The organism is Enterocloster aldenensis (assembly GCF_003434055.1).
Lineage (GTDB): Bacteria > Bacillota > Clostridia > Lachnospirales > Lachnospiraceae > Enterocloster > Enterocloster aldenensis.
In genome coordinates this window covers 120,181-141,119 of record NZ_QVEX01000005.1, presented here as the reverse complement: position 1 = coordinate 141,119, position 20,939 = coordinate 120,181, and the positions used below count along the sequence as shown (strand labels likewise).

The 20,939-nt window shown below is 51.0% G+C and carries 17 protein-coding genes; 10 read left to right on the top strand and 7 right to left on the bottom strand.

Features of this window, described 5'->3' with window-relative positions; all coding sequences use genetic code 11:
* Positions 1–3: 3 nt before the first annotated feature.
* The 4 genes from DWX59_RS12435 to DWX59_RS12420 all read right to left on the bottom strand — a co-directional run bounded on the left by DWX59_RS12435 (position 4) and on the right by DWX59_RS12420 (position 4,700).
* Positions 4–1,005, bottom strand: coding sequence for an ABC transporter permease (locus tag DWX59_RS12435; RefSeq protein WP_117559546.1), 1,002 nt, complete (start codon positions 1,003–1,005; stop codon positions 4–6).
* Positions 989–2,500 (bottom strand): sugar ABC transporter ATP-binding protein, encoded by a 1,512-nt coding sequence (locus tag DWX59_RS12430; RefSeq protein WP_117559544.1) that lies wholly within the window; start codon positions 2,498–2,500, stop codon positions 989–991. The genes DWX59_RS12435 and DWX59_RS12430 overlap by 17 nt, the downstream gene beginning before the upstream one ends.
* Before the next feature lie 81 nt (positions 2,501–2,581).
* On the bottom strand, positions 2,582–3,763 hold the full coding sequence (locus DWX59_RS12425) for a sugar ABC transporter substrate-binding protein (RefSeq protein WP_117559542.1): 1,182 nt from the start codon (positions 3,761–3,763) through the stop codon (positions 2,582–2,584).
* A 28-nt stretch (positions 3,764–3,791) separates the two neighbouring features.
* Positions 3,792–4,700: a sugar phosphate isomerase/epimerase family protein gene (locus DWX59_RS12420; RefSeq protein WP_227117067.1), complete on the bottom strand. Its 909-nt coding sequence runs from the start codon at positions 4,698–4,700 to the stop codon at positions 3,792–3,794.
* A gap of 293 nt (positions 4,701–4,993) precedes the next feature.
* On the opposite strand from DWX59_RS12420, the gene DWX59_RS12415 reads away from it, so the two are divergent.
* The 5 genes from DWX59_RS12415 to DWX59_RS12395 all read left to right on the top strand — a co-directional run bounded on the left by DWX59_RS12415 (position 4,994) and on the right by DWX59_RS12395 (position 10,760).
* Positions 4,994–6,883: a BglG family transcription antiterminator gene (locus tag DWX59_RS12415; protein ID WP_117559538.1), complete on the top strand. Its 1,890-nt coding sequence runs from the start codon at positions 4,994–4,996 to the stop codon at positions 6,881–6,883.
* The gene (locus DWX59_RS12410) at positions 6,876–7,286 is read left to right on the top strand and encodes a PTS sugar transporter subunit IIA (RefSeq protein WP_117559536.1); all 411 of its coding nucleotides are present in this window, start codon (positions 6,876–6,878) and stop codon (positions 7,284–7,286) included. Before DWX59_RS12415 ends, DWX59_RS12410 begins: the two co-directional genes overlap by 8 nt.
* 65 nt (positions 7,287–7,351) lie before the next feature.
* Positions 7,352–7,831, top strand: a complete 480-nt coding sequence (locus DWX59_RS12405; RefSeq protein WP_117559534.1) for a PTS sugar transporter subunit IIB — start codon at positions 7,352–7,354, stop codon at positions 7,829–7,831.
* A 67-nt stretch (positions 7,832–7,898) separates the two neighbouring features.
* Positions 7,899–9,131: a M24 family metallopeptidase gene (locus DWX59_RS12400; RefSeq protein WP_117559532.1), complete on the top strand. Its 1,233-nt coding sequence runs from the start codon at positions 7,899–7,901 to the stop codon at positions 9,129–9,131.
* Positions 9,132–9,155: 24 nt separating this feature from the next.
* Positions 9,156–10,760: a PTS system mannose/fructose/sorbose family transporter subunit IID gene (locus tag DWX59_RS12395; protein ID WP_117559530.1), complete on the top strand. Its 1,605-nt coding sequence runs from the start codon at positions 9,156–9,158 to the stop codon at positions 10,758–10,760.
* Positions 10,761–10,839: 79 nt separating this feature from the next.
* Here DWX59_RS12395 and fsa read toward each other — a convergent pair whose 3' ends face one another.
* From fsa to DWX59_RS12380, 3 genes are all read right to left on the bottom strand, one after another.
* Positions 10,840–11,493: a fructose-6-phosphate aldolase gene (fsa, locus tag DWX59_RS12390; protein WP_117559528.1), complete on the bottom strand. Its 654-nt coding sequence runs from the start codon at positions 11,491–11,493 to the stop codon at positions 10,840–10,842.
* Positions 11,494–11,712: 219 nt separating this feature from the next.
* Positions 11,713–12,462 (bottom strand): DeoR/GlpR family DNA-binding transcription regulator, encoded by a 750-nt coding sequence (locus DWX59_RS12385; protein WP_117559526.1) that lies wholly within the window; start codon positions 12,460–12,462, stop codon positions 11,713–11,715.
* A gap of 1 nt (position 12,463) precedes the next feature.
* Positions 12,464–13,330: an alpha/beta hydrolase gene (locus DWX59_RS12380; protein WP_117559735.1), complete on the bottom strand. Its 867-nt coding sequence runs from the start codon at positions 13,328–13,330 to the stop codon at positions 12,464–12,466.
* A 293-nt stretch (positions 13,331–13,623) separates the two neighbouring features.
* Here DWX59_RS12380 and DWX59_RS12375 point away from each other — a divergent pair, with 293 nt between their 5' ends.
* From DWX59_RS12375 to DWX59_RS12355, 5 genes are all read left to right on the top strand, one after another.
* Complete coding sequence (locus DWX59_RS12375) at positions 13,624–14,148, top strand: adenine phosphoribosyltransferase (RefSeq protein ID WP_117559734.1); 525 nt, start codon at positions 13,624–13,626, stop codon at positions 14,146–14,148.
* 185 nt (positions 14,149–14,333) lie between these two features.
* Positions 14,334–15,785, top strand: coding sequence for an extracellular solute-binding protein (locus DWX59_RS12370; RefSeq protein WP_117559524.1), 1,452 nt, complete (start codon positions 14,334–14,336; stop codon positions 15,783–15,785).
* Positions 15,786–15,823: 38 nt separating this feature from the next.
* Positions 15,824–17,782 carry a sensor domain-containing diguanylate cyclase gene (locus tag DWX59_RS12365; protein WP_117559522.1) on the top strand — a complete coding sequence of 653 codons (1,959 nt, stop codon included), beginning with the start codon at positions 15,824–15,826 and terminating at the stop codon, positions 17,780–17,782.
* Positions 17,783–17,877: 95 nt separating this feature from the next.
* The gene (locus DWX59_RS12360; RefSeq protein WP_117559520.1) at positions 17,878–20,163 is read left to right on the top strand and encodes a RelA/SpoT family protein; all 2,286 of its coding nucleotides are present in this window, start codon (positions 17,878–17,880) and stop codon (positions 20,161–20,163) included.
* A 129-nt stretch (positions 20,164–20,292) separates the two neighbouring features.
* Complete coding sequence (locus tag DWX59_RS12355) at positions 20,293–20,934, top strand: MBL fold metallo-hydrolase (RefSeq protein WP_117559733.1); 642 nt, start codon at positions 20,293–20,295, stop codon at positions 20,932–20,934.
* The last annotated feature ends 5 nt before the right edge of the window (positions 20,935–20,939 follow it).

Sequence of the window (20,939 nt, the reverse complement as noted above, 5' to 3'; positions counted from 1 at the left end):
TTATCATGCTTGTGCCTTGGAAAATTTTGAGGACAGCTTGCTTTGGATTTCCTCAAAATAAGCGGCAATGACTATGATGATACCTGTTACGATATACTGCCAGAACGTACTTACGCCAGTGATGATCAGTCCGATTTTCAGCGCGGCAAGCAGCAGCGCCCCCAGAAAGGTCCCAAGGATACTGCCTTTGCCTCCGGCCATCCTGGTACCGCCAATGGCGGAAGCGGCAATGGCGTCCAGTTCATAACCCTGCCCGGTTGCCGGCTCCCCGGTCCCAAGGTTTGCCAGCATGATCATTCCTGCAAATGCAACACAGAACCCGCACATGGAATAGGCCAGGATTTTTGTCCGGTCCACATTGACGCCGGATAGTTTTGCGGCTTCTTCATTGCCGCCCACTGCAAATAAATAGTTTCCAAACCTTGTTTTCTTTAAGAGGATGTGGGCGATTACGGCAATTGCAAACAGTACGAATATGGAGATGGGGACATCGCCGATTACCTTTGCGCCAAGGGACTTCCTGTAGGCATCCGGTATGTTAAGGACCGGCCACCCGCCTGTGACCACATAGGCAATGCCGCGGAATACGCTCATGGTGCCCAGTGTTGCTATAAATGGCTGCAGTCTCATCTTGGTTACCAGCAGGCCGTTGATGGAGCCCATAAAAGTACCGAGAACGGCGCCTGCGGCAATGGCGGCCAGCGGAGGGATTCCCATAACCGTAAGCTGTCCAACCGCAACAATGACAATTGCAAAGGTGCTGCCCAGGGACAGGTCGATGCCGCCGGAAATGATTGCAAATGTAATGCCGATGGCCAGGATGCCGTTGATGGTTGCCTGCTTGACTATGTCCACAAAGTTCCCAACCGTCACATAGGAGGAATCAATCAATGCAAATATGATAACCATGATGATCAATGCAACGAAAACCCCTATTTCGCGGACAGCGCCGCCAAAATCCATGTGCGGCCGTGTCTTTTGCCGGTTATTATTTCCTTTCCCCATTGTCTTTTCCTCCCATCGCATAATTTAAGATTACCTGTTCTGCAAATTCTTCTTTCTGCAGTTCACCTGTCTTTTTGCCTTCACACATAATGACCATGCGGTCGCTGATTCCCATGACCTCAGGAAGTTCGGATGAGACAACGATGATGGATTTTCCGCTGTGGACAATGTCTTCCATCAGCCTGTATATTTCCGCCTTTGCAGCCACATCCACGCCTTTGGTGGGCTCGTCGAATATAAGGATATCCACGTTGGTGGACATCCATCGTGCCAGTATGATTTTCTGCTGGTTCCCGCCGGACATGTTCTGGGTCAGGTAATCCGGCTTCTTGGGGTTGATGTTCAGCTCATTTTCGTACTTTAGATAATTCTTCCGTTTTTTTCTGTCATCCACAAACCGGTTGGTAAGATATTTTTCAATGGACGACAGGGCAGTGTTGTCGATGTTGGTCATCATGTTCACGAAGCCCTGGGTTTTGCGCTCCTCGGGCAGAAGCCCGATTCCTAAGCGCAGGGCGTCCTGGGTGTTGCGTATGTTCACCTCTTTGCCCTTTAGGCAGATCGTGCCGGTATGTTTGGCATCCGCTCCAAAGATAGCCCTCATGACCTCGGTCCTGCCCGCGCCCACCAGACCGGCAAAACCTAATATCTCACCCTTTTTCAGTTCAAAGCTGATATCTTCAAATACTCCTTTACGGCCCAGGCCCTCTACCCTCAGCACCACCTCATCCTGTACACAGCTTTCCCTCATCCTGGATGCCACTGCATTTACATCGCGGCCCACCATGTGCCTGATAAGGGTCTCCCGGGTGATTTTCCCAACCTCCAGCGTGGTGATATAGGCGCCGTCCCTAAGAATGGTGGCCCGGTCACATATCTGGAATATTTCTTCCAGCCTGTGGCTTACATAGATGATCGTTATCCCGGATTCCTTAAGCTCCCGGATGATTTTAAACAGGGATGCGGTCTCGCCTGTTGTCAGGGAAGCCGTTGGCTCGTCCAGGGAGATGACCTGGGCGTTGTGGAAGAGCGCCTTGGCGATTGCCAGCATCTGCATTTCCCCCGCAGTCAGGCGGCTGGCCATGTCCTCGGCCCGGAAGCTGCATTTCAGCCGGTCAAGGATCTGATTCACGGACTGGTTAAGGGTGCGGTAGTCAACCATGATGCCACGGCGGGGTTCATAACCCAGGGTGATATTCTGCCCCACTGTCAGGTCGCGCACCACGTTCACTTCCTGGTGGACTTTTACGATATGGCCTTTCCGGATGGCCTCGTTGGGGTTCTTAAAGGATATCTGGTTCCCTCCCAGCCATATTTCACCTTCATATTCCTGATAGACGCCGTGAAGGATATTCAGCAGCGTGGATTTGCCGGCTCCGTTTTCCCCTAAAAGCGCATGTACCTCACCTTTTGCAACACAGAAGCTGATATCTTTTAACACCCGGACACCGGAAAATTGTTTGCCTATCTGTTTGAATTCTATGGAATTTTCCATTTGCATTCCTCCTTCGGCCATGGGGCCTTTGCAAAACCATAGTAAGCATTTTGCATCGGCCCCATGTTTGAATCCCTTATATTACTGTGCCTTATATTCGGTTGGAACCCAGTTGATGATTTCCTTTGCATCCATGTCCACGTTGGTGGAATCAATCAATGCCTGCGGTGTCCAGATGACTCTTGGAAGTTCCTGGCCCGCCAGTTCACGCAGCGCACATTCCAGGGCTATCTGTGCCTTATAGAATGGGAAGGAATCAATGGTGGCGCTTAATTCGCCCTTGCGGATGGAGTCATATGCCTCCCCGATTCCATCCACGCCTACAATCAGGATGTCCTTTCCTGATTCCTTTACAGCCTCCACAACGCCCAGCGCCATGCCGTCGTTGTTACAGAAGATGGCTTTTAAGTCAGGATAATTCTTAATCCATGTTTCTGTCAGCTCTTTTGCTTTGTTCCTATCCCAGTCCGCATTCTGTTTGGCAACAATCTCAATATCTGGTGAGTTGGCAGCCATCCAGTTTTCAAAGCCTTCGGTCCTCTGCCTTGCCGCAAATGCCTTTGGCATCCCGATTACAATCGCCACCTGCCCCTTGCCGTCCAGCTGCTTTGAAATCCACTCTGCGGCCAGTTCGCCGTTCTGGTCTGCCTTTGGTCCTACAAAGTTAGGCGCATTGGCAATCAGGCCGTCGTTTACGTTCAGTACGGGAATATTCTTCTCAACCGCGCTCTCCACGCCGGGAACCAGGTTGCCGTCAGAAATGGGGGACAAAAGTAAGACGGAGTATTTCTTATTAATCATGTTGTTGAGGATTGCCAGCTGGCCCTGTTCGTCGTTTTCATCCAGCGCTGCCTGGACATCCATCTTAATGTTAATCCCGGCTTCGGAAGCCAGCCTTGCGCCTTCTTCATAACCTTCCTTTAATGTACGCCAGTATTCGTTCTGGAACTGTTTTGCAACCGCGCCTGCAACAATTTCCTGGCTGCCATAGGGAACCTCGCTGCCGAACTGTTCACGTACGTCCTCAATGCTGACCCCGGCTTCCTTGTCCGGGTTAAAGCCTTCGCTGGTGACTGCCTCGGTTTCAGCTGCAGGGGTTTCCTGGGCGCTTTCCCCGGGTTTGGGATCCTGGGCTTTTGCGCTGTCTTCAACCGCGGCAGCGGGAGCTGCCGTGGTGGTTCCTTTGCTGCCGGAACCGCATCCCATTAACATGGTGCCTACAATTGCCGATGTGACTAAAATCCCCAATACCTTTTTTTTCATGTGTAACTCCTCCTTTTTATTAGTTGGTTTATATGTTCGAGAACATGTCCAGTATCAGCCGCTGGGCTTTTATACCGTCCTGTTCTTTCATGACATCCTCAATCCGGTCCATACCATACCTGTCAATGGCATCGGACAAGGCCATGAACGCCTGGATGTTGGCGCTGACCTCCTGGTCCGCTGCTTCGCGGATAGGAAATGAATCAAAGAATACAACCCCGTCATACTTATACTTTTTCAGGTAATACACAAACTCCAGGGCCTGCGGCAGGCTGACGGAAGCAAAGATCAGTCCGTTGTCCAGTTCCCCGTAACCGTCGTTCATGTGGAGACCGTACAGCTTGTTCTTGCGCGCGGCCAGCGCCAGTGAGTAAGCAGGATTCTCACGCTTCATGAGCATGTGGCAGAAGTCCAGGGTTACCCCGATATTGGGGCGGTCCACTTCATCAATCATCTGGAGGGTAAGTCCGATGCCGTCTATCATGGAAAATGCCCTGGGCTCGCATGGTTTATATTCAATGCTTACCTTTATGCCCTTTTCGCCGGCATAATCTGCGATTTCCTGAAAGGATCTGACTATTATATTCCAGTTTTTTTCATAGTCAACCTGGAACGGATAGTCGAATCCGTCAAATCCCAGCCATATGGTTATGACCTGGCCTCCCAGCGCCTGGCATGCATCTGCGGCTTCCTTACACAGCCGGACCGACTGCCGGCTTACAGCGCTGTCTGTTCCTGCAAATTCCCCCTCCATGAATTCATTTCCACGGAACCTGAGGGCAACGCCGTTGACTCCCAGGCTGCCCATATGCTGTCTCAGCTCTTTTAGGTCGTACCCCTTAAGATGCTCAGGATAGTTGAATTCCAGGTGGGTGATGCCGGGCAGGTTGCGGTAGGCGTCAATGGTCTGGAACAAATCATAGTTCCCTTTAAACATAAAGGAATTCATTCTTCCAGCAAATTTCAATTTCTGTCACCTTCTTTCATAATGTTAGTTTAAATATATATCTATTTTGAAAATTTGTCAATTATTTTAAAGTTTTTTCTTATTTTTTCATTTGTTTTCAAATACAACGGAGGAATATAAGGTGTATTGCCGTGTCCATAATAATGTGGACATATTTACAAAAGGCCCCCGCCTTAATTTTTCGCGGGCGCGTTGCTATAATTCTAATTAGTACATATGGATGGCAGGAATGGATTTTCAAACACGATCAAGGAGGAGGATGAATGAACAAAAGGCAGATATCATTTATGAATATGCTTTTATGCCATGACCAGGAGTTCCTGCCCATTGATTTTTACGCCGGTGAACTGGATACCTCGTCCAAGACACTGCGCCGGGATCTGGAACAGGTGCAGAAGTTCCTGGCCGGATTTGAGGCGGTCATAGATAAGAAAAGCGGTGTGGGCATCCGGCTCAGGATAGGAGGGGAACAGAAGGGGAGGCTGAATAACCATATTTCTTACCTGGCCTTTGCAGGACAGAATACGGGCGCACAGACCTGGGAAAAGGATTCCAGAAGGATGGATATTGCCCTGAACCTGCTTCTGTATTCAGATGAATATACGTCACTGGCATCCCTGGCCTATAAGTATTATGTCAGCAAGAGTACAATCCACAGTGATTTCATGCACCTGGAAAACATGTTCGGACATTTTTCGCTGCATATGAAGAAGACAATGGACGGAACCATTATCTCCGGTGAGGAGCGGGACATACGCCAGGCAATCGTGCACATCCTTTCCCGGATATTGAATCCCAACGCGGCCCTGGTAAGGAATGGGGAAATGACAGAAGACAGGAGCCTTCCCCACCCGGATACGCTGAGCACGATCCTGGATATATTCAGGGAGGACGACATCTGCTTTGTGAACCGGCTCCTTGGACGGATGGAGGAGGAACATGATTACAGGTTTGATGACAGTGAGTTTGTGCAAGTATCCTTAAATCTACTGGTGATGGTATACCGCCTGAAAAACAGCTGTGTCATGGAGCAGGACCCGGGGGGCATGGGCCCCGGGGACGGACTGGCCGGGCCCCTGGAAAATGAGGTGGAAGAGGTCTGTAACAGGATATGCGGGCATTATCACATGGAACTGCCTTTGGCGGAACGTGTCTGGCTTAAGAATATATTCCTTCTGACGCACCTGTTTGAGACGGCCGGTGAAGGCGGGAACGGGGATGAGGTATTCAGGCTGTTCTGTGAAGATTTCATTGATGCATTTACCACCATAACCAATATAAACTTAAGGGAAAACCCAAGCTTCTGCGAAAACGTGATTTCCCATATCAACCTTATGCTGAAGCGTCTGCTGGGCCGCACGCCTGCCAGCAACCCCCTTATGGAGCTTTTAATCAAGGATTATCAGAGCACCCTTAATGTGTGCAGGATCATCTGCTGCATACTGGCCAGGAAGTTCGGCCTTCCTGAGCTGAGTGTGGATGAGATTAGTTTTTTAATGTTATATATCCTGGGGGAAACCGTGAGGCAGTCCGAGCATGCCAGGGTGCTGTTTGTGACGGATATGACTAAAAGCATTGCAAACCTGACCAGACTCCGGCTGCAGCAGAGGTTCCCGCAGTGGAATTTTGATACCTGCGCCAGCAGCGGGTACCGTACGGCAAAACGGGAGTCATATGATTTCTGTATCTCCACGGCCATGCTGGATGGGGATGAGGGGTCCATACCCTATGTGTTTGTCTCACCCATACTGGAAAACAGGGACTTTAAGAACATCCAGGAATTATTCTGGAAGACCAGTGAGAGTACATCCGTGTACCACCTGGAGCTCATAAGGATCATCAATGACCTGCATGATATCGGGTGCCTCATCCGGGTTTCGGACAGCCCTTTTGATATTGCGGGCAATGAGCTGATCAGGATTTCCGCTTTAAAAGGAATCCAGTATATATATTCAGTGAATGAGCTGAAAAAGAATCACTGCGTCTTTGTCCTGGACAGCCCGGGTACCTGCATAAGGGAGGTACACATCGATATGTGCAATCTGGATTTCATGCTGTTTTCTTCAAAATTAGTGTATCTGCTGGACAACTGTCCAGATGATGTCATACCAGGTTTTATCAATTATTTAACGGGAGGAGAGGCAAATGTTTAAAATCATACTTTTCATGCATGGAAAGCTGGCAGAAGAATTCATAAGGGCATCTGCGCTGGTATTTGGTGAACAGAAGGAGATGGAGGCTTACGGCCTGGAACTTGGCTGTGATGTGGACGGGTTAAGGAACCGTATTAAAGAGTCTGTGCAGCAGTCGCAAACGCGGGGACAGGAGGTCCTTGTGCTGACCGACCTGATGAACGGGACACCCTTTAATACCATGATGCAGTTACAGGGAGAGTGCGCGTTCAGCCACTTCACGGGCGTGAATTTCCCCCTTCTGCTGGAGGTGCTTAACCGGAGGATGTCCCAGGACATGGCCGGAGCCGTAAAGGGGCTGGAGGATGTGGCAAAGGGCAGTATTTATGACTGTGACGCGTTCCTGCAGCAGATCGCGCTTTGATGCACGGCTGACGGAAAGCAATTTTCAGACACACCCTGTACTGCTTGTGAAAGGAGAAAGTTTATATGAAGAATATTTTAGTAACCAGGATTGACGACCGCTTAATCCACGGCCAGGTGGTGACGGCATGGATTAAACAGTATCCCATCAATAAGATCCTTATCATTGATGACGAGCTGTCCAGGAACAAGCTGATGGAGCGGATTTACAAGGCAGCTGCCCCTGTGGGGGTGGAGGTCATGATTATGGACCAGGAGCACGCGGAGATATTTTTAAAAGAGGCGCCCCTGGCCAAGGAACACATCATGGTACTTGTAAAGGTGCCGCAGGTGCTGGAACGCCTGCTTCAGTCAGGCGTGGGATTTGACAAGATCATCCTTGGAGGGATGGGGGCAAAGCCCGGCAGGAAGACATTTAATAAAAATGTTTCCGCCAATGAGGATGAGACGGAGTGCTTCAGGCGGATTATTGACAGCGGGGTGGAGATTTATTACCAGCTGGTGCCAAGTGAGAAGGAGGTTAACATCAGGAAACTCTTATCCTGAAGCAGGATGCCTGAAATGGGGGTCCGGACGTGGGATCCCTGATACTGAAAAATGGAAGGAGCAGATTATGAATGAATTTCCGGATTATTTAAAATCCTTTCCCAGAGAGGAATATGAAGCCCATATAAAAAAGCTTCAGGAGGAGATGGAGGCAGAGGGGCTTGATATGCTTCTGCTGTCATCGCCTGAAAATATATTTTATTCCACGGCTTACCGTTCATGGTATACCTCCAGCCTGTTCCGGCCTGTGCTGGTATTTGTCCCAAGAAAAGGGGAACCGGCTATTTCCTTACGTATACTGGAACAGTCAACAGTGAGGAATGTGGCGTGGTGTCCTGTCATTTATGCGGCAGGGACAAAATCCAGGGACCTGGGGCCCCTTAATTCCGAAGGACCCATTGATGCCATGAGACAGTTCATATCCGGTTTGGATTACCCGGTTAAGACAGTTGGGCTGGAAGCAGGGGACGGGCAGCATTATTTTTGGTCCCTTAATATTTTAAAGGAACTGGTGGATGCATTGGACGGCCTGCGCTTTGTGGATGGGACCGGGGCGATCCAGAAGGCCCGTATGGTTAAGACAAGTTGGGAGATTGACAGGATACGGACAGCCGGATATGTGACGGAACAGGCAATCCGGGATACCTTCAGCAAGATCCGTCCCGGCATCACAACGGAAAAGGAGATTGCAAGAGGCATAGCCAGCCGCATGACGGCTGGCGGGGTGGATAAGATTTCGTATCTCACCGTGAATTCAGGCAGGGATAAGTACCATACCTTTAACAGCTATGCCACGGACCGGATTGTTGATAACGGGGATGTCGTGCTTGTGGATATCAGCGGCCATATTGACGGTTACGCCTCTGACCTGACCCGGGTAATGTATCTGGGACATACGGCCCCGGGGCAGTATGTGGAGATGGCGGAAACAGCCAGGGAATGTGTGCATGCCGGTTTCCGCATTTTAAAGCCGGGAATTTTGGTATCTGATATTAATAAGGAAATAGAGGGGTATCTGAGAAAGTCCAGGTATGGAAGCCAGGTGGTGCATTCCAGCGGGCATTCCACTGGTCTGAACGTGACGGAGTATCCCAATATCAGTGATGACTGCTGCGAAACCGTGCGGCCGGGAATGGTCTTTGCCCTGGAAAACGGGGTTTATCCATATGATTTAGAAAAGGGGGCGGGAACGATATGGATATCCTTCCGTATGGAGGATGAGGCCCTGGTAACGGAACAGGGGGCAGAGTGGCTGTCCGGGCCGGGCAAGGCACTGTATACATTGGGAGATTTTTGCTGACAACAAAAGAAGGAGGTTACGAGTATGATCATTATCCAAGCTTTACTAATTGCTATTGCAGCCAACCTGGCCAGCGGCAGGGTCTGGAGCCCCATTACATGGCCCTTCTGTTATCCGCTTATCAACGGGACCGTGGTGGGACTGATACTGGGGGACCCGCTCCTGGGCCTTATGGCAGGAGCAACCATTAACCTGGCCTACATAGGCTGGATTTCCGCAGGCGGCACCATGCCGTCCAACATCGGTATCGCAGGTGTATACGGGACAGCCATCACCATACTGGCCAAGGCAACGCCGGAGCTGGCCATTACGCTGGCAATCCCCATCGGTCTTCTGGGCGTGCTGCTGTGGAACCTTCAGATGACACTGAATGTGTTCTGGGTACACCGTCTGGACGCCAATGCTGAAAAGGGTGAACTGAACAAGATATTCTTTAATGCATGGCTGTTTCCCCAGCTTACGTCCCTTGTGGTCAATGGCACCCCTGCTTTCATCCTTATGTTTTTGGGCGGGGATTTCTTCAACCGCCTGCTGGGCCGTATTCCCCAGGGCTTTGTCAATGCGCTGAGCGTGACCGGCAACCTGCTTCCCGCCCTTGGCGTTGCCATGCTGTTAAACTATCTGGGCAAGAAGAAAATGATTCCCTATTTCGTAATCGGGTTTTTCCTTACCACCTTCCTGGACCTTGGAATCATGGCAGTGGCCATCCTTGGGGCGTGTGTGGCTGTCATTGTCTACTATGCAGCAACGGAAAAAGCGGAAGAGGATTTTGTGGAGGCTGTGGAGGAAGCGCCAAAACAGGAATTGAAAATCAGGCTGCGCAAATCAGATCTGGTGAAGCACTGGCTTATCGGCCTTGGCGCTGAAGTTGGATACAACTATGAAAGGATGCAGGCATCCGGCAATGTGCTGGCCATGCTTCCTGTGATTAAACGGCTTTACACAGACCCTGAGGACATCAAGGCTGCATTAAAGCGTTACCTGGTATTCTTTAACACGGAACCGTCCTTTATCGGCAATGTGATTCCCGGCATCTGTGCTTCCCTTGAGGAAGAACGGGCCAATGGCGCGGACATATCGGATGAGATGATCAACGGACTGAGGACCGGCCTTATGGGACCGCTGGCCGGAGTCGGGGACAGCCTTGCAGGCGGCATCATCTATCCAATCGCGGTATCCCTTGGATGCGCCCTGGCCCTGAAGGGGAATTTTTCAGGCCCGATCCTGTTCTTTGTGATTTTTACAGGAATCATGCTGGTGCTAGGCTACAACCTGTATCAGATGGGATATAAGCAGGGAAGCGTGTCTGTCATGAATATCCTGGGTGAAGGATCCGGCTCCATCACACGGCTTACAGACGCATTCGGTATCCTTGGCCTGATGGTAATCGGCGCAATGGGCGCCCAGAAGGTATTGGTATATGTCCCTCTTCAGATTACCGTGGGACAGACAACGGTCATCTTCCAGGATGTACTGAACGGCCTGCTGCCCAATATGCTTCCCTTTGGCCTGATCATCGGCACCTGGATGCTGCTTAAGAAAAAGGTGTCTCCGGTCCTGGTTGTGCTGATACTCATGCTGGTGGGGATCATAGGATACTATATAGGGGTGCTTGGGATTGCGGCATAAGATATGTACTATAATAAAAGAAGGAATGGGGCGCAGGCATATCTCCTGCGTCACATTCCTTTGGCCTGTCAGTCTTTCCTTATTCCCCGAATACAGCCCTGTAATCAGCCTGGAACTTCTCAATACCCTGGTCTGTTAAAGGATGTTTTGTCATCTGCTCAATTACCTTATAAGGAACAGTGGCAATGTCGGCGCCTGCCTTAGCACAGTCGATTACATGAATCGGGTTGCGCACGCTGGCAGCGATGATTTCAGTCTCGATGTTGTGCATCTGGAAAATCTCGGTAATGTCGTAGATTAAGTCGATTCCAGGCATGGATATGTCATCCAGACGGCCCAGGAACGGTGATACGTAGGTAGCGCCTGCGCGTGCGGCCAGGAGGGCCTGGGCAGCGGTAAATACCAGGGTTACATTGGTCTTGATGCCTTCCGCTGTCAGCACCTTGCATGCCTTTAAGCCTTCAACGGTCATAGGGATCTTAACAACCATGTTGGGATGGATGGCGGCAATCTCGCGGCCTTCCTTAATCATGCCTTCGGCATCAACGGTGGTTGCCTTAACCTCGCCGCTGATTGGTCCGTCCACGATGGAGGTGATTTCCTTAATCACTTCTGCAAAATCCCTGCCTTCTTTGGCAATCAGGGATGGGTTGGTGGTTACGCCGCAGATGACGCCCATGTCGTTTGCTTTTCTGATGTCCTCTACATTGGCTGTGTCAACAAAAAATTTCATAGTAATTACCCTCCTAAAATATCCCGGACAGTGTCCCTGCCCTTCTCCAATTGTTTTCTAAGTGTATTATAGCGCATATATATATGATGTCAAGCAAAATAATGCAAGAAAATGCGTTAGTATGCGATTTTTGTGTAATTGCACTTAAGGAACACGTAAAAGGAAAAGAAAATGTCGCATAAATAACGCAAATTCCAGCAAAACGGCATTTCCCAGACCTTATATGAAATCCAACCCCTTATTCCGATAATCCACCGCCATCTCCCCGGACACATCGCTGTCCGTTATCAGGGTGGTAAATGCCTCAATCCCGCACACGTGATACCTGGATACGGTATTCAGCTTAAGAGGGTTGACAAGGGCAATGACCCTTCTGGAGGTCTGGATCAGCTGGCGTTTAATGCTTACCTCATCCGGGTAGGGGATGGTCATCCCATACTCGGGATGGATGGCGTATACGCCCATGAAGCATAGGTCCGGATGGTAAAGGGCTGCCTGGCTGGCGGCAATCTCGCCCACATTGGTCATGGATTCCTTTAACAGGGCGCCGCCCAGCACGATTACATCCACCTGTTCCTTCATGGAACAGGCGTGGGCGATCGAGTAGCTGTTGGTCAGCACGGTAAGCTTCAGGTTGTTCGGGATGCTTTTGGCAAACTGAAGGTTGGTGCTGCTGCCGTCAATGGCTACCAGCTGGTCCTTTTCCAGGAAATCCAGCGCCTTGGACGACAGCCGCTGTTTTAATTCCACATCCGTGGTTTCGCGGTCAAAAAAATTGATGACCGGCCGTTCCATGGGTATGGCGCCGCCGAATACCCGCTTTACCTGGCCCTTCTGGTCCAGATCCAGCAAATCGCGCCGGATGGTATCCTCCGATACATTAAGTTCCACTGCCAGCCGGCTGACCACCACCTTCCCCGAGGTGTGGAGTTTGTTGAGTATCAATGCCTGACGTTCTTCTTTTAACATATCATTCTGTCCTTTCCCCTGTATACGGACCTTGTGCAGCCCATTCCCTGACCAGGGTGGTCCAGCCCTGGCAGTGGGGCACCAGGCAGTCACCTGTATGGTCGGATACCTCCTCGGTGGCAAGGGACAGCCCATGGCATCCTTCCGGATAAATGTGCATCTCAAGGCTTACCCCGGCTTTTTTAAGGGCGGATGCAAAGAGCAGGGAATTTTCCACCGGCACGGTCTGGTCGGTCCAGGTATGCCACAGGAATGTCCGCGGCACATGGGGGCCTGCCTGGTGTTCCAGGGACACCAGCCTGCGCATGTCCGGATTCTGGACTGCCCCGGCCCCTAAAAGCTGGGAGAAGGAGCGCTGATGCCCGTATCCGCCGGATGTAATGACCGGGTAGCAGAGTATCATGCCTCCGGGCCGTATCTCTTCGGCGGTAAGGCCCAGGGGACCATAGAGGAACTCACGGTTCCACATGGTGCCCAAACATCCTGCCAGATGGCCTCCGGCCGAAAAACCGCAGACCATGATCCGGGACCTGTCAATGCACCATTCTTCACTGTGGTCCCTTATGAGCGCCACGGAACGGGCCAGCTCCATGAGGGCAAGGGGAAATATCTCAGGAGCCACATGGTAGTGGAGGACGAATACCTGGTATCCGGCGGCCAGGAACTCCATAGCCACGGGCTGGTCTTCCCTGGGGGATACAAAGCCATACCCTCCGCCAGGGCAGACGATGACTGCAGGGCGGAGCCGTCCCGGGGCCTGGGGCATGGAGGAGAGAAGATAGGCGGTCAGGTCCGCGGCGTCCTCTGTGGACCGCCGGTATCCGCATTCCTCTGATGTGACTGTGATTTTATAATGTTTCATATCCATATTGATCAACCGTACCTTTCTGGAAAATCCCGCATAAAAACGCAGAAAAAAGCAGCTTCCAGTTCCATTATACTGAAAACCGGCGCGCCCTTCAATAGACAATCGTATCTGCGTTTTAATTGGGCGGCAATATGGCGGGCCTGATACAAAGGTGCGCCGTACAGCCCATGGCATCCCGATATGCGCGGTGTACTGCACTGTTCCATGAGCAGCCAAGTATGGGCTTTACAGCCTTACAGGAACCAAGTATAATGGTTATGGAAGAAATTGAATTCGGAAGAGAGGTAACAAAAATGAAGAAGTTGGAAGAGTATGTAAGAAGCATACCGGATTTCCCGGAGCCGGGAATCATTTTCCGGGATGTGACCAGCATCCTGCAGGACGCAGACGGACTGTGCCTGGCAGTGGACAGCCTGATTGATATGGTAAAGGACCTGGATTATGACCTGGTGGTGGGACCTGAATCCCGCGGCTTTATTTTTGGTGTACCGGTTGCCTATGCGCAGCATAAGGGGTTTGTGCCTGTGCGCAAAAAGGGCAAGCTTCCATGTGAGACCATTTCCATGGATTATGACCTGGAATACGGCCAGGCCACCATTGAGATGCACAGGGATTCCATCAGGCCCGGCCAGAAGGTGGTGATTGTGGATGACCTGATTGCCACAGGCGGGACAACAGAGGCAATCATCAAGCTGATTGAGGAGCTGGGCGGAAAAGTGGTGAAAATCTGTTTTGTCATGGAACTGGCAGGGCTTAAGGGCAGGGAGCACCTGAAGGGATATGATGTGGAATCTTCGATTATCTATGAGGGTAAATAAAAGACAGGCAGACGGTCCAACAGATCACGGAACGGACAGCCGGTAACAGAAAAGCCTTATTCCTGATAAAGGGGAGGCTTTTTTTAAATTGTATACAGGAAAAGGGTGGATAATTCCTTGAACAAAGCCCCCTGTCGTAGTACAATAAGAATAATATTTTGCGGAAAAGAAAAGGAGTAGGCCAAATGGGACAGAGGAAAGCAAGATTCGCAGCAGCAGCATGTATGGTGTCCATTTCCCTTATGCTGGGGGCATGTAAAAGCGGTGTGCCCGCGGACAGCGCTCCGAAAGCAGCAGAAACAGGCCAGGAGGAATTAAAGCTGGTATTCTGGCATTACTATAATGATGCGCAGAAGCAGTACCTGGACAGGCTGATTAAGGAATATAACGAGACTGAGGGCGCGGGGAAGCATGTTGTGGTGGAGGCTTCCAGCCAGGGGTCCATTGGGGACCTTACGAATAAGATAGACCTGGCCCTTAACGGTTCTACCAATGATGTGGAGATGGCCAATATGTCGCTGGCCTACCGGGATATGATTGTGGGTGTTGTAAATAAACACGGGGAGAGGCTGGTGGATGCGGGTGATTACCTGTCTGAGGAGGATCTTGCGTGGTACAACCAGGCCTACCTGGACGAAGGTTACATTGGCGGCAAACTTTACATACTGCCCTTAGTCAAGTCCACGGAACTGCTTTTGATGAACCAGACCCGCCTGGACCAGTTCCTGGATGCCAATCCCCGGTATTCGGCTGACGGCATGTCTGACTGGGACAGCCTGGAGCAGATGGCCCAGGGGTATTTTGAATGGACCGACAGCGCCACCCCGGATGTTGACGGGGACGGAAGCCCTTTTATCGGCCTGGATAACCTGGCTAATTATTTTATAGCCATGAACCATGCCATGGGTTCCGATATCTACCATTATGACCAGGATGGGTCTCTTGTGGTGGATTTAAATGAAGAATACATCAGGCGGTTATTCCTGAATTATTATATTCCTTTTACTAAGGGATATTATGGGGCCAGCGGCAAGTACAGAAGTGATGATATCAAACAGTCCGTACTGGCGGGATATGTGGGTTCCTCCTCCAGCGTGCTGTATTTTCCCGATGAGGTTGCCGACCGGGACGGGAACATGGTTCCTGTGGAAATCGGGGTTTATAAGTATCCGGTGCTGTCCGGGAGCAGGGAAACCGCCATCCAGCAGGGCGCCGGCGTGGTGGTGTTCAACCGCAGCCAGGAAGAGAACCAGGCCAGCATGGACTTTATCCGCTGGCTGACGGTTGACAAGGGATTTGAACTGGCCTCCTCCATGTCCTATATGCCGGTGGACCATGAGCCCATGACCCAGGACCAGGAGAAACTCATTGAAAGCCCAAAGGTCTTAAAGGGGATTGAGGTCGGATTGGAGCAGAGCAGTACCTATCAGATGGTATATGGTTTTGATTTTGAGGATTCCTATGATGTCAGGACTGACCTGAATGATTGTTTCAGCACATTCCTTAAGGAAGGCCGTGCAGAATTCGTCGGATATCTGGATCAGGGGATGACCATGGAGGAAGCCGCACAAGCCATGGCATATGACAGCAAGGCTGAGGCGTTTTATGAGCAGGTAAATGAAATATTTGGACAGTAACATATGCCCGGCTTCCTGCTGGAATGGAGATTCGTCCTATGAAGAAATATTTGTTGAGCAACAGGGTGAGGAATGCAATACTGCTTGCCATACTGCTGCAGAGCGTCATATTTGGTATTGGCCTGTTGGTAACCGGCACATTTTCCGGGACGGTCAACCGTCCATATAAGGTAATGGAGTCCCAGGTATCTGAAAAGAATTCTCTTTTGTCCGGTTACATGAACAACGTACTCCTGCTGTCCAATACCATGGAAAAGGAACTGGGGCGGATGTCAGATAAGGAGGAAATCCAGAACCGGCTGATTGATAACCTGAACCATTCTTCATCAGCAGATGGGATATTCTATATTGATTTAGACAACCGGGAGGCGCTGGTATTCCACGATGGCGAACCGGATATCTATTCCTCCACCTACGGCGATATCAGCTGTGTGATCGGAAAGCCGGAGAGCAGCTACTCCATTGCCCTGGCCAGGAACTGGAGGCCTAAGCTGTCGGATGAGGACTGGGCCGATGCAGGACAGTTCTGGGATATGAGGGGCAGCGGCGGGACCTGGTTCTTTAACGATGAACGCATGTATTATGTCCTGACCCAGGAAAAGAAGGGGGACCGTCTGATCATGGGACTGGAAATCAGCAGGGATATGCTGGACACATATCTCAAGCTGGACAATCCCCCTTATGGGGGAATGGCTGTCCTGCTGCTTTCAGAGGACAATATAAGATACAGCGTTGACCCGGAGCTGGAGGGCACCGGATATACATATGATGAAAAGAGCGGCCACATTTCCCTGAATTATAAGGGCACGGCCTATGACGGGGTGCGCAGCGTGCTCCAGACCTATGGCTACATGGACGGCGGGGCTGTGTACGTGGCGGCCGTATGCCACCATTCGGAACTGGCGGCCCTTTCTTATTCCACGGTCATCATGGTGGCGGGGGTGTATCTGTTTTCTATTCTGATTGCCATGATTTTTTCCTATATCGCCATCTGGATCGTACTTAAGCCCATCCAGAAGCTTCAGGAGGATATAACGGACCAGAAGCCGGAGGAGGTCCATTTTAAGGAAAGCGGGATTGTGGAGATTGACAGGATTCACCAGGCCCTGAATGACATGGCTGCAAAGCTGGAGCAGAGTTATTCCAGATATTCCTTTGCCATGGAGTCCGCTGGGGATAATGTGGGAAGCTTTGAGTACCAGGACAAAGCAGGAAAGGTCAAACTGAGCCCGTCCATCTGGCACCTTCTGGATATCCGGCCGGACCGGAGGAAACCGGTGGGTGAGATGGATTATGGACAGTGGCAGGATATCCTTGGGCGTATGGAACGTATCCATGAGCTGGAGGACGGTTATTCCTTTGTGGACCAGAGCGGCAACAGACGGGCCGTGTCCATCCGGCAGAGGACCGAGGAAAACGGCGTGTTCGGCATGATGATAGACAAGACGGATGCGTACAAGGAGATTGTGCGCCTCAGGAACATTTCCCAGCATGACCAGCTGACGGGCCTGTACAATGCGGCTTATCTGAAAAAGGAAGGGCAGAAGATACTGGATGACAACAGGAACATGGTCAATGCCCTGGTGTTCTGTGACCTGGATAACCTGAAGTATATTAATGACAACTTCGGCCATGAGATGGGGGACCGGTACTTAAAGGCCATGGCGGACATGCTTGCGGACATGGCGGCCCAGGAACAGTGCGTTGCAGTGCGGCTGTCCGGGGATGAGTTCGTACTTTTCTTCTATGGGTACAGCGACAGGGAGACCATCCTCAATAAGGTGGAAGAGGGGTATGGGCAGCGTCCCCTCATACATCTGCCTGACGGGACCAATCACAGAATCAACGCATCGGTGGGTCTGGCCTTTGCCCAGAGGGAAACAGAGCGCATGGACGACCTGATCAACCGTGCGGACAGGGCCATGTACCGTGTGAAGCACGGCAATAAAAATGGGATAGCAGTGTATGATAAGTCAGATGAAGCGGGGCCGGCATAAGCCCCGCTTAGGTTTTTTCTATCCTACCCTTGCTTTTTTACATAAAAAAAATTATAATGTATCTTGACTATCCATAGGAAAAGGTGACCGCAGATATGGCAGAAAAGGGAACAAAAGAAAAACTGGATATTGAACTGGAAGCTCCGGCGGACTTTACCAGCCCTGAAGAACTGTATCAGGACCTGATTCATACCATCCGTAAATACCATCCGTCCGATGATATAACCATGATTGAAAAAGCGTACAGGATTGCCAATGAGGCGCACAAGGAACAGAAGCGCAAGTCAGGCGAGCCGTACATCATCCATCCGCTCTGTGTGGCCATTGTGCTGGCAGATCTTGAGATGGATAAGGAAACCATTGCCGCAGGGCTGCTCCACGATGTGGTGGAGGACACAATCATGACCCTGGACCAGCTGACCAAAGAGTTTGGTTCCGAGGTTTCATTTCTGGTGGACGGAGTTACAAAGCTGACCCAGCTCAACTGGGACAAGGATAAGGTGGAGATTCAGGCAGATAACCTGCGCAAGATGTTCCTTGCCATGGCTAAGGATATCCGCGTCATCATCATCAAACTGGCCGACCGCCTGCACAACATGCGCACGGGACAGTACTGGAAACCGGAGAAGCAGAAGGAAAAAGCCAGGGAGACCATGGAGATATATGCGCCCATTGCCGACAGGCTGGGTATTTCCAAGATTAAGATTGAACTGGACGATCTGTCACTTAAATTCCTGAAGCCGGATGTTTATTATGATCTGGTGGAAAAGGTAGACCTGCGCAAGGATGCCAGGGAGGCCTTTGTCCAGGAAATTGTGGATGAAGTTAAGAACCATATGAAGGAAGCGGGCGTGGACGCCACGGTCGGCGGAAGGGTGAAGCATTTCTTCAGTATCTATAAGAAGATGGTGAACCAGAATAAGACCCTGGATCAGATATATGATTTATTCGCGGTAAGGATCATGGTGGATAACGTAAAGGACTGCTATGCGGCCCTGGGCGTGATTCATGAGATGTATAAGCCCATACCCGGGCGTTTTAAGGACTACATTGCCATGCCCAAGCAGAATATGTACCAGTCACTGCACACCACCCTGATCGGCAGCAATGGACAGCCCTTTGAGATACAGATCCGCACCTATGAAATGCACAGGACCGCGGAATACGGTATTGCCGCCCATTGGAAGTACAAGGAGAGCGGCAGCGGGCAGGTGGCGGCGGGCAGTGAGGAGGCAAAGCTCAGCTGGCTGCGCCAGATACTGGAATGGCAGAGGGACACGGATGATTCCAAGGAGTTCCTGAGCATGGTCAAGGGTGATTTGGACCTGTTTTCGGACAGCGTATACTGTTTTACGCCATCCGGTGATGTGAAGACGCTTCCCAGCGGTTCCACCCCCATTGATTTTGCATACTGTATACATAGTGCAGTGGGCAACAAGATGGTGGGGGCCAGGGTGAACGGCAAGCTGGTGCCCATAGAGTACGTAATCCAGAACGGCGACCAGCTGGAAATCCTCACTTCCCAGAATTCCAAAGGCCCCAGCAGGGACTGGCTGAACATTGTTAAGAGCACACAGGCTAAGAATAAGATTAACCAGTGGTTTAAGAACCAGATGAAGGATGACAATATCGTCCGGGGCCGTGACTCCATTGAGCGCTATTGCAAGGCCAAGGGAATTAACTGGTCTGAGATAAGCAAGCCCGAGTTCATGGAAAAGGTCATGAACCGCTATGCGTTCAAGGACTGGGATTCCGTGCTGGCATCCATCGGGCACGGCGGCCTGAAGGAAGGCCAGGTCATCAACAAGATGCTTGAAGAGCGTGAGAAGAAATTAAAGCGCGAGATAACGGACGAGGATGTGCTGAACGGAATTGCGGATACGGCCGGGCGTTCAGGCGAGGCAACGGTGCGCAAGTCCAAGAGCGGAATCGTGGTTAAGGGCATCCATGACCTGGCAGTGCGTTTTTCCAAGTGCTGTAACCCTGTTCCGGGCGATGAAATCGTGGGATTTGTCACCAGGGGCAGAGGCGTATCCATCCACCGCACGGACTGCATCAACATGATTAACCTGCCTGAGGATGAGCGGGGCAGGCTCATTGACGCGGAGTGGCAGATGGCCGAAGGCGCTACCAACAACGAGCAGTATTCCACGGAAATCAAGATATTTGCCAATAACAGGATTGGCATGTTTGCCGATATATCCAAGGTGTTCACGGAAAAACAGATTGACATCACCTCCATGAATGTGAGGACCAGCAAACAGGGCAAGGCAACCATCATCATGACATTTGACATCCATGGCACGGAGGAACTGAACCGTCTCACGGATAAGATACGCCAGATAGAAGGGGTGCTGGATATTGCGCGTACTGCCGGATAATGTGGGCTGCTGTCTGGTGACGCGGGCTGCTGCCTGGTGATATTGGATGCCGCCTGGTATGGCCGGAGCCAGGCGGCTGATGCGGATATATAAGGTATGGACGGCTGCCATATGGAAAGGGGAACCGATATGAATGATATGCGTGTTAAGACATGTGTGCTGGGAGCGGTGAGCACCAATTGTTTCCTGGTCTATCATGATACTACAAAGGAGGCCGTGATCATAGACCCGGCCGACAATGCACATTATATCCTGAATAAATGCAGTGAACTGGGGATTTCACCCAGGGCAGTGCTTCTGACCCACGGCCATTTTGACCATATCATGGCGGCAGAGGATATACGGCGTACATTCCATATTAAGATATATGCTTCTGAGACAGAGGATGCCATGCTGGCAGACGGGGGGCTTAACATGTCCGGCAGCTGGGGCGGCATGCAGGTCAGCTTCCATGCAGACGTGCTGTTAAAGGACGGGGATGGGCTTGACCTGATTGGGTTTGGCTGGAAGGTGATAGGGACGCCCGGACATACATCCGGGTCAGTGTGCTACTATGTTCCTGAGGAAGAGGTGGTCTTTGCAGGAGACACCCTGTTCTGTGAATCCTATGGAAGGACGGACCTTCCCACGGGAAGCAGCAGCCAGATTGTGGATTCCATCATAAATAAGGTATTCCCGCTGCCGGATGATACCATGGTATATCCGGGACATGGGGAGCCAACCACCATTGGACATGAGAAACAGAGCAATCCCATTGCATTTTACAGATAATGAAA

Bases quoted from the DNA above. Each gene is read 5' to 3' on its own strand.
- fsa (WP_117559528.1), bottom strand. From the start codon at position 11,493: ATGAAATTTTTTGTTGACACAGCCAATGTAGAGGACATCAGAAAAGCA.
- DWX59_RS12405 (WP_117559534.1), top strand. From the start codon at position 7,352: ATGAAGAATATTTTAGTAACCAGGATTGACGACCGCTTAATCCACGGC.
- DWX59_RS12410 (WP_117559536.1), top strand. From the start codon at position 6,876: ATGTTTAAAATCATACTTTTCATGCATGGAAAGCTGGCAGAAGAATTC.
- DWX59_RS12420 (WP_227117067.1), bottom strand. From the start codon at position 4,700: ATGTTTAAAGGGAACTATGATTTGTTCCAGACCATTGACGCCTACCGC.
- DWX59_RS12365 (WP_117559522.1), top strand. From the start codon at position 15,824: ATGAAGAAATATTTGTTGAGCAACAGGGTGAGGAATGCAATACTGCTT.
- DWX59_RS12370 (WP_117559524.1), top strand. From the start codon at position 14,334: ATGGGACAGAGGAAAGCAAGATTCGCAGCAGCAGCATGTATGGTGTCC.
- DWX59_RS12415 (WP_117559538.1), top strand. From the start codon at position 4,994: ATGAACAAAAGGCAGATATCATTTATGAATATGCTTTTATGCCATGAC.
- DWX59_RS12355 (WP_117559733.1), top strand. From the start codon at position 20,293: ATGAATGATATGCGTGTTAAGACATGTGTGCTGGGAGCGGTGAGCACC.
- DWX59_RS12395 (WP_117559530.1), top strand. From the start codon at position 9,156: ATGATCATTATCCAAGCTTTACTAATTGCTATTGCAGCCAACCTGGCC.
- DWX59_RS12380 (WP_117559735.1), bottom strand. From the start codon at position 13,330: ATGGATATGAAACATTATAAAATCACAGTCACATCAGAGGAATGCGGA.
- DWX59_RS12375 (WP_117559734.1), top strand. From the start codon at position 13,624: ATGAAGAAGTTGGAAGAGTATGTAAGAAGCATACCGGATTTCCCGGAG.
- DWX59_RS12400 (WP_117559532.1), top strand. From the start codon at position 7,899: ATGAATGAATTTCCGGATTATTTAAAATCCTTTCCCAGAGAGGAATAT.
- DWX59_RS12430 (WP_117559544.1), bottom strand. From the start codon at position 2,500: ATGGAAAATTCCATAGAATTCAAACAGATAGGCAAACAATTTTCCGGT.
- DWX59_RS12360 (WP_117559520.1), top strand. From the start codon at position 17,878: ATGGCAGAAAAGGGAACAAAAGAAAAACTGGATATTGAACTGGAAGCT.
- DWX59_RS12435 (WP_117559546.1), bottom strand. From the start codon at position 1,005: ATGGGGAAAGGAAATAATAACCGGCAAAAGACACGGCCGCACATGGAT.
- DWX59_RS12385 (WP_117559526.1), bottom strand. From the start codon at position 12,462: ATGTTAAAAGAAGAACGTCAGGCATTGATACTCAACAAACTCCACACC.
- DWX59_RS12425 (WP_117559542.1), bottom strand. From the start codon at position 3,763: ATGAAAAAAAAGGTATTGGGGATTTTAGTCACATCGGCAATTGTAGGC.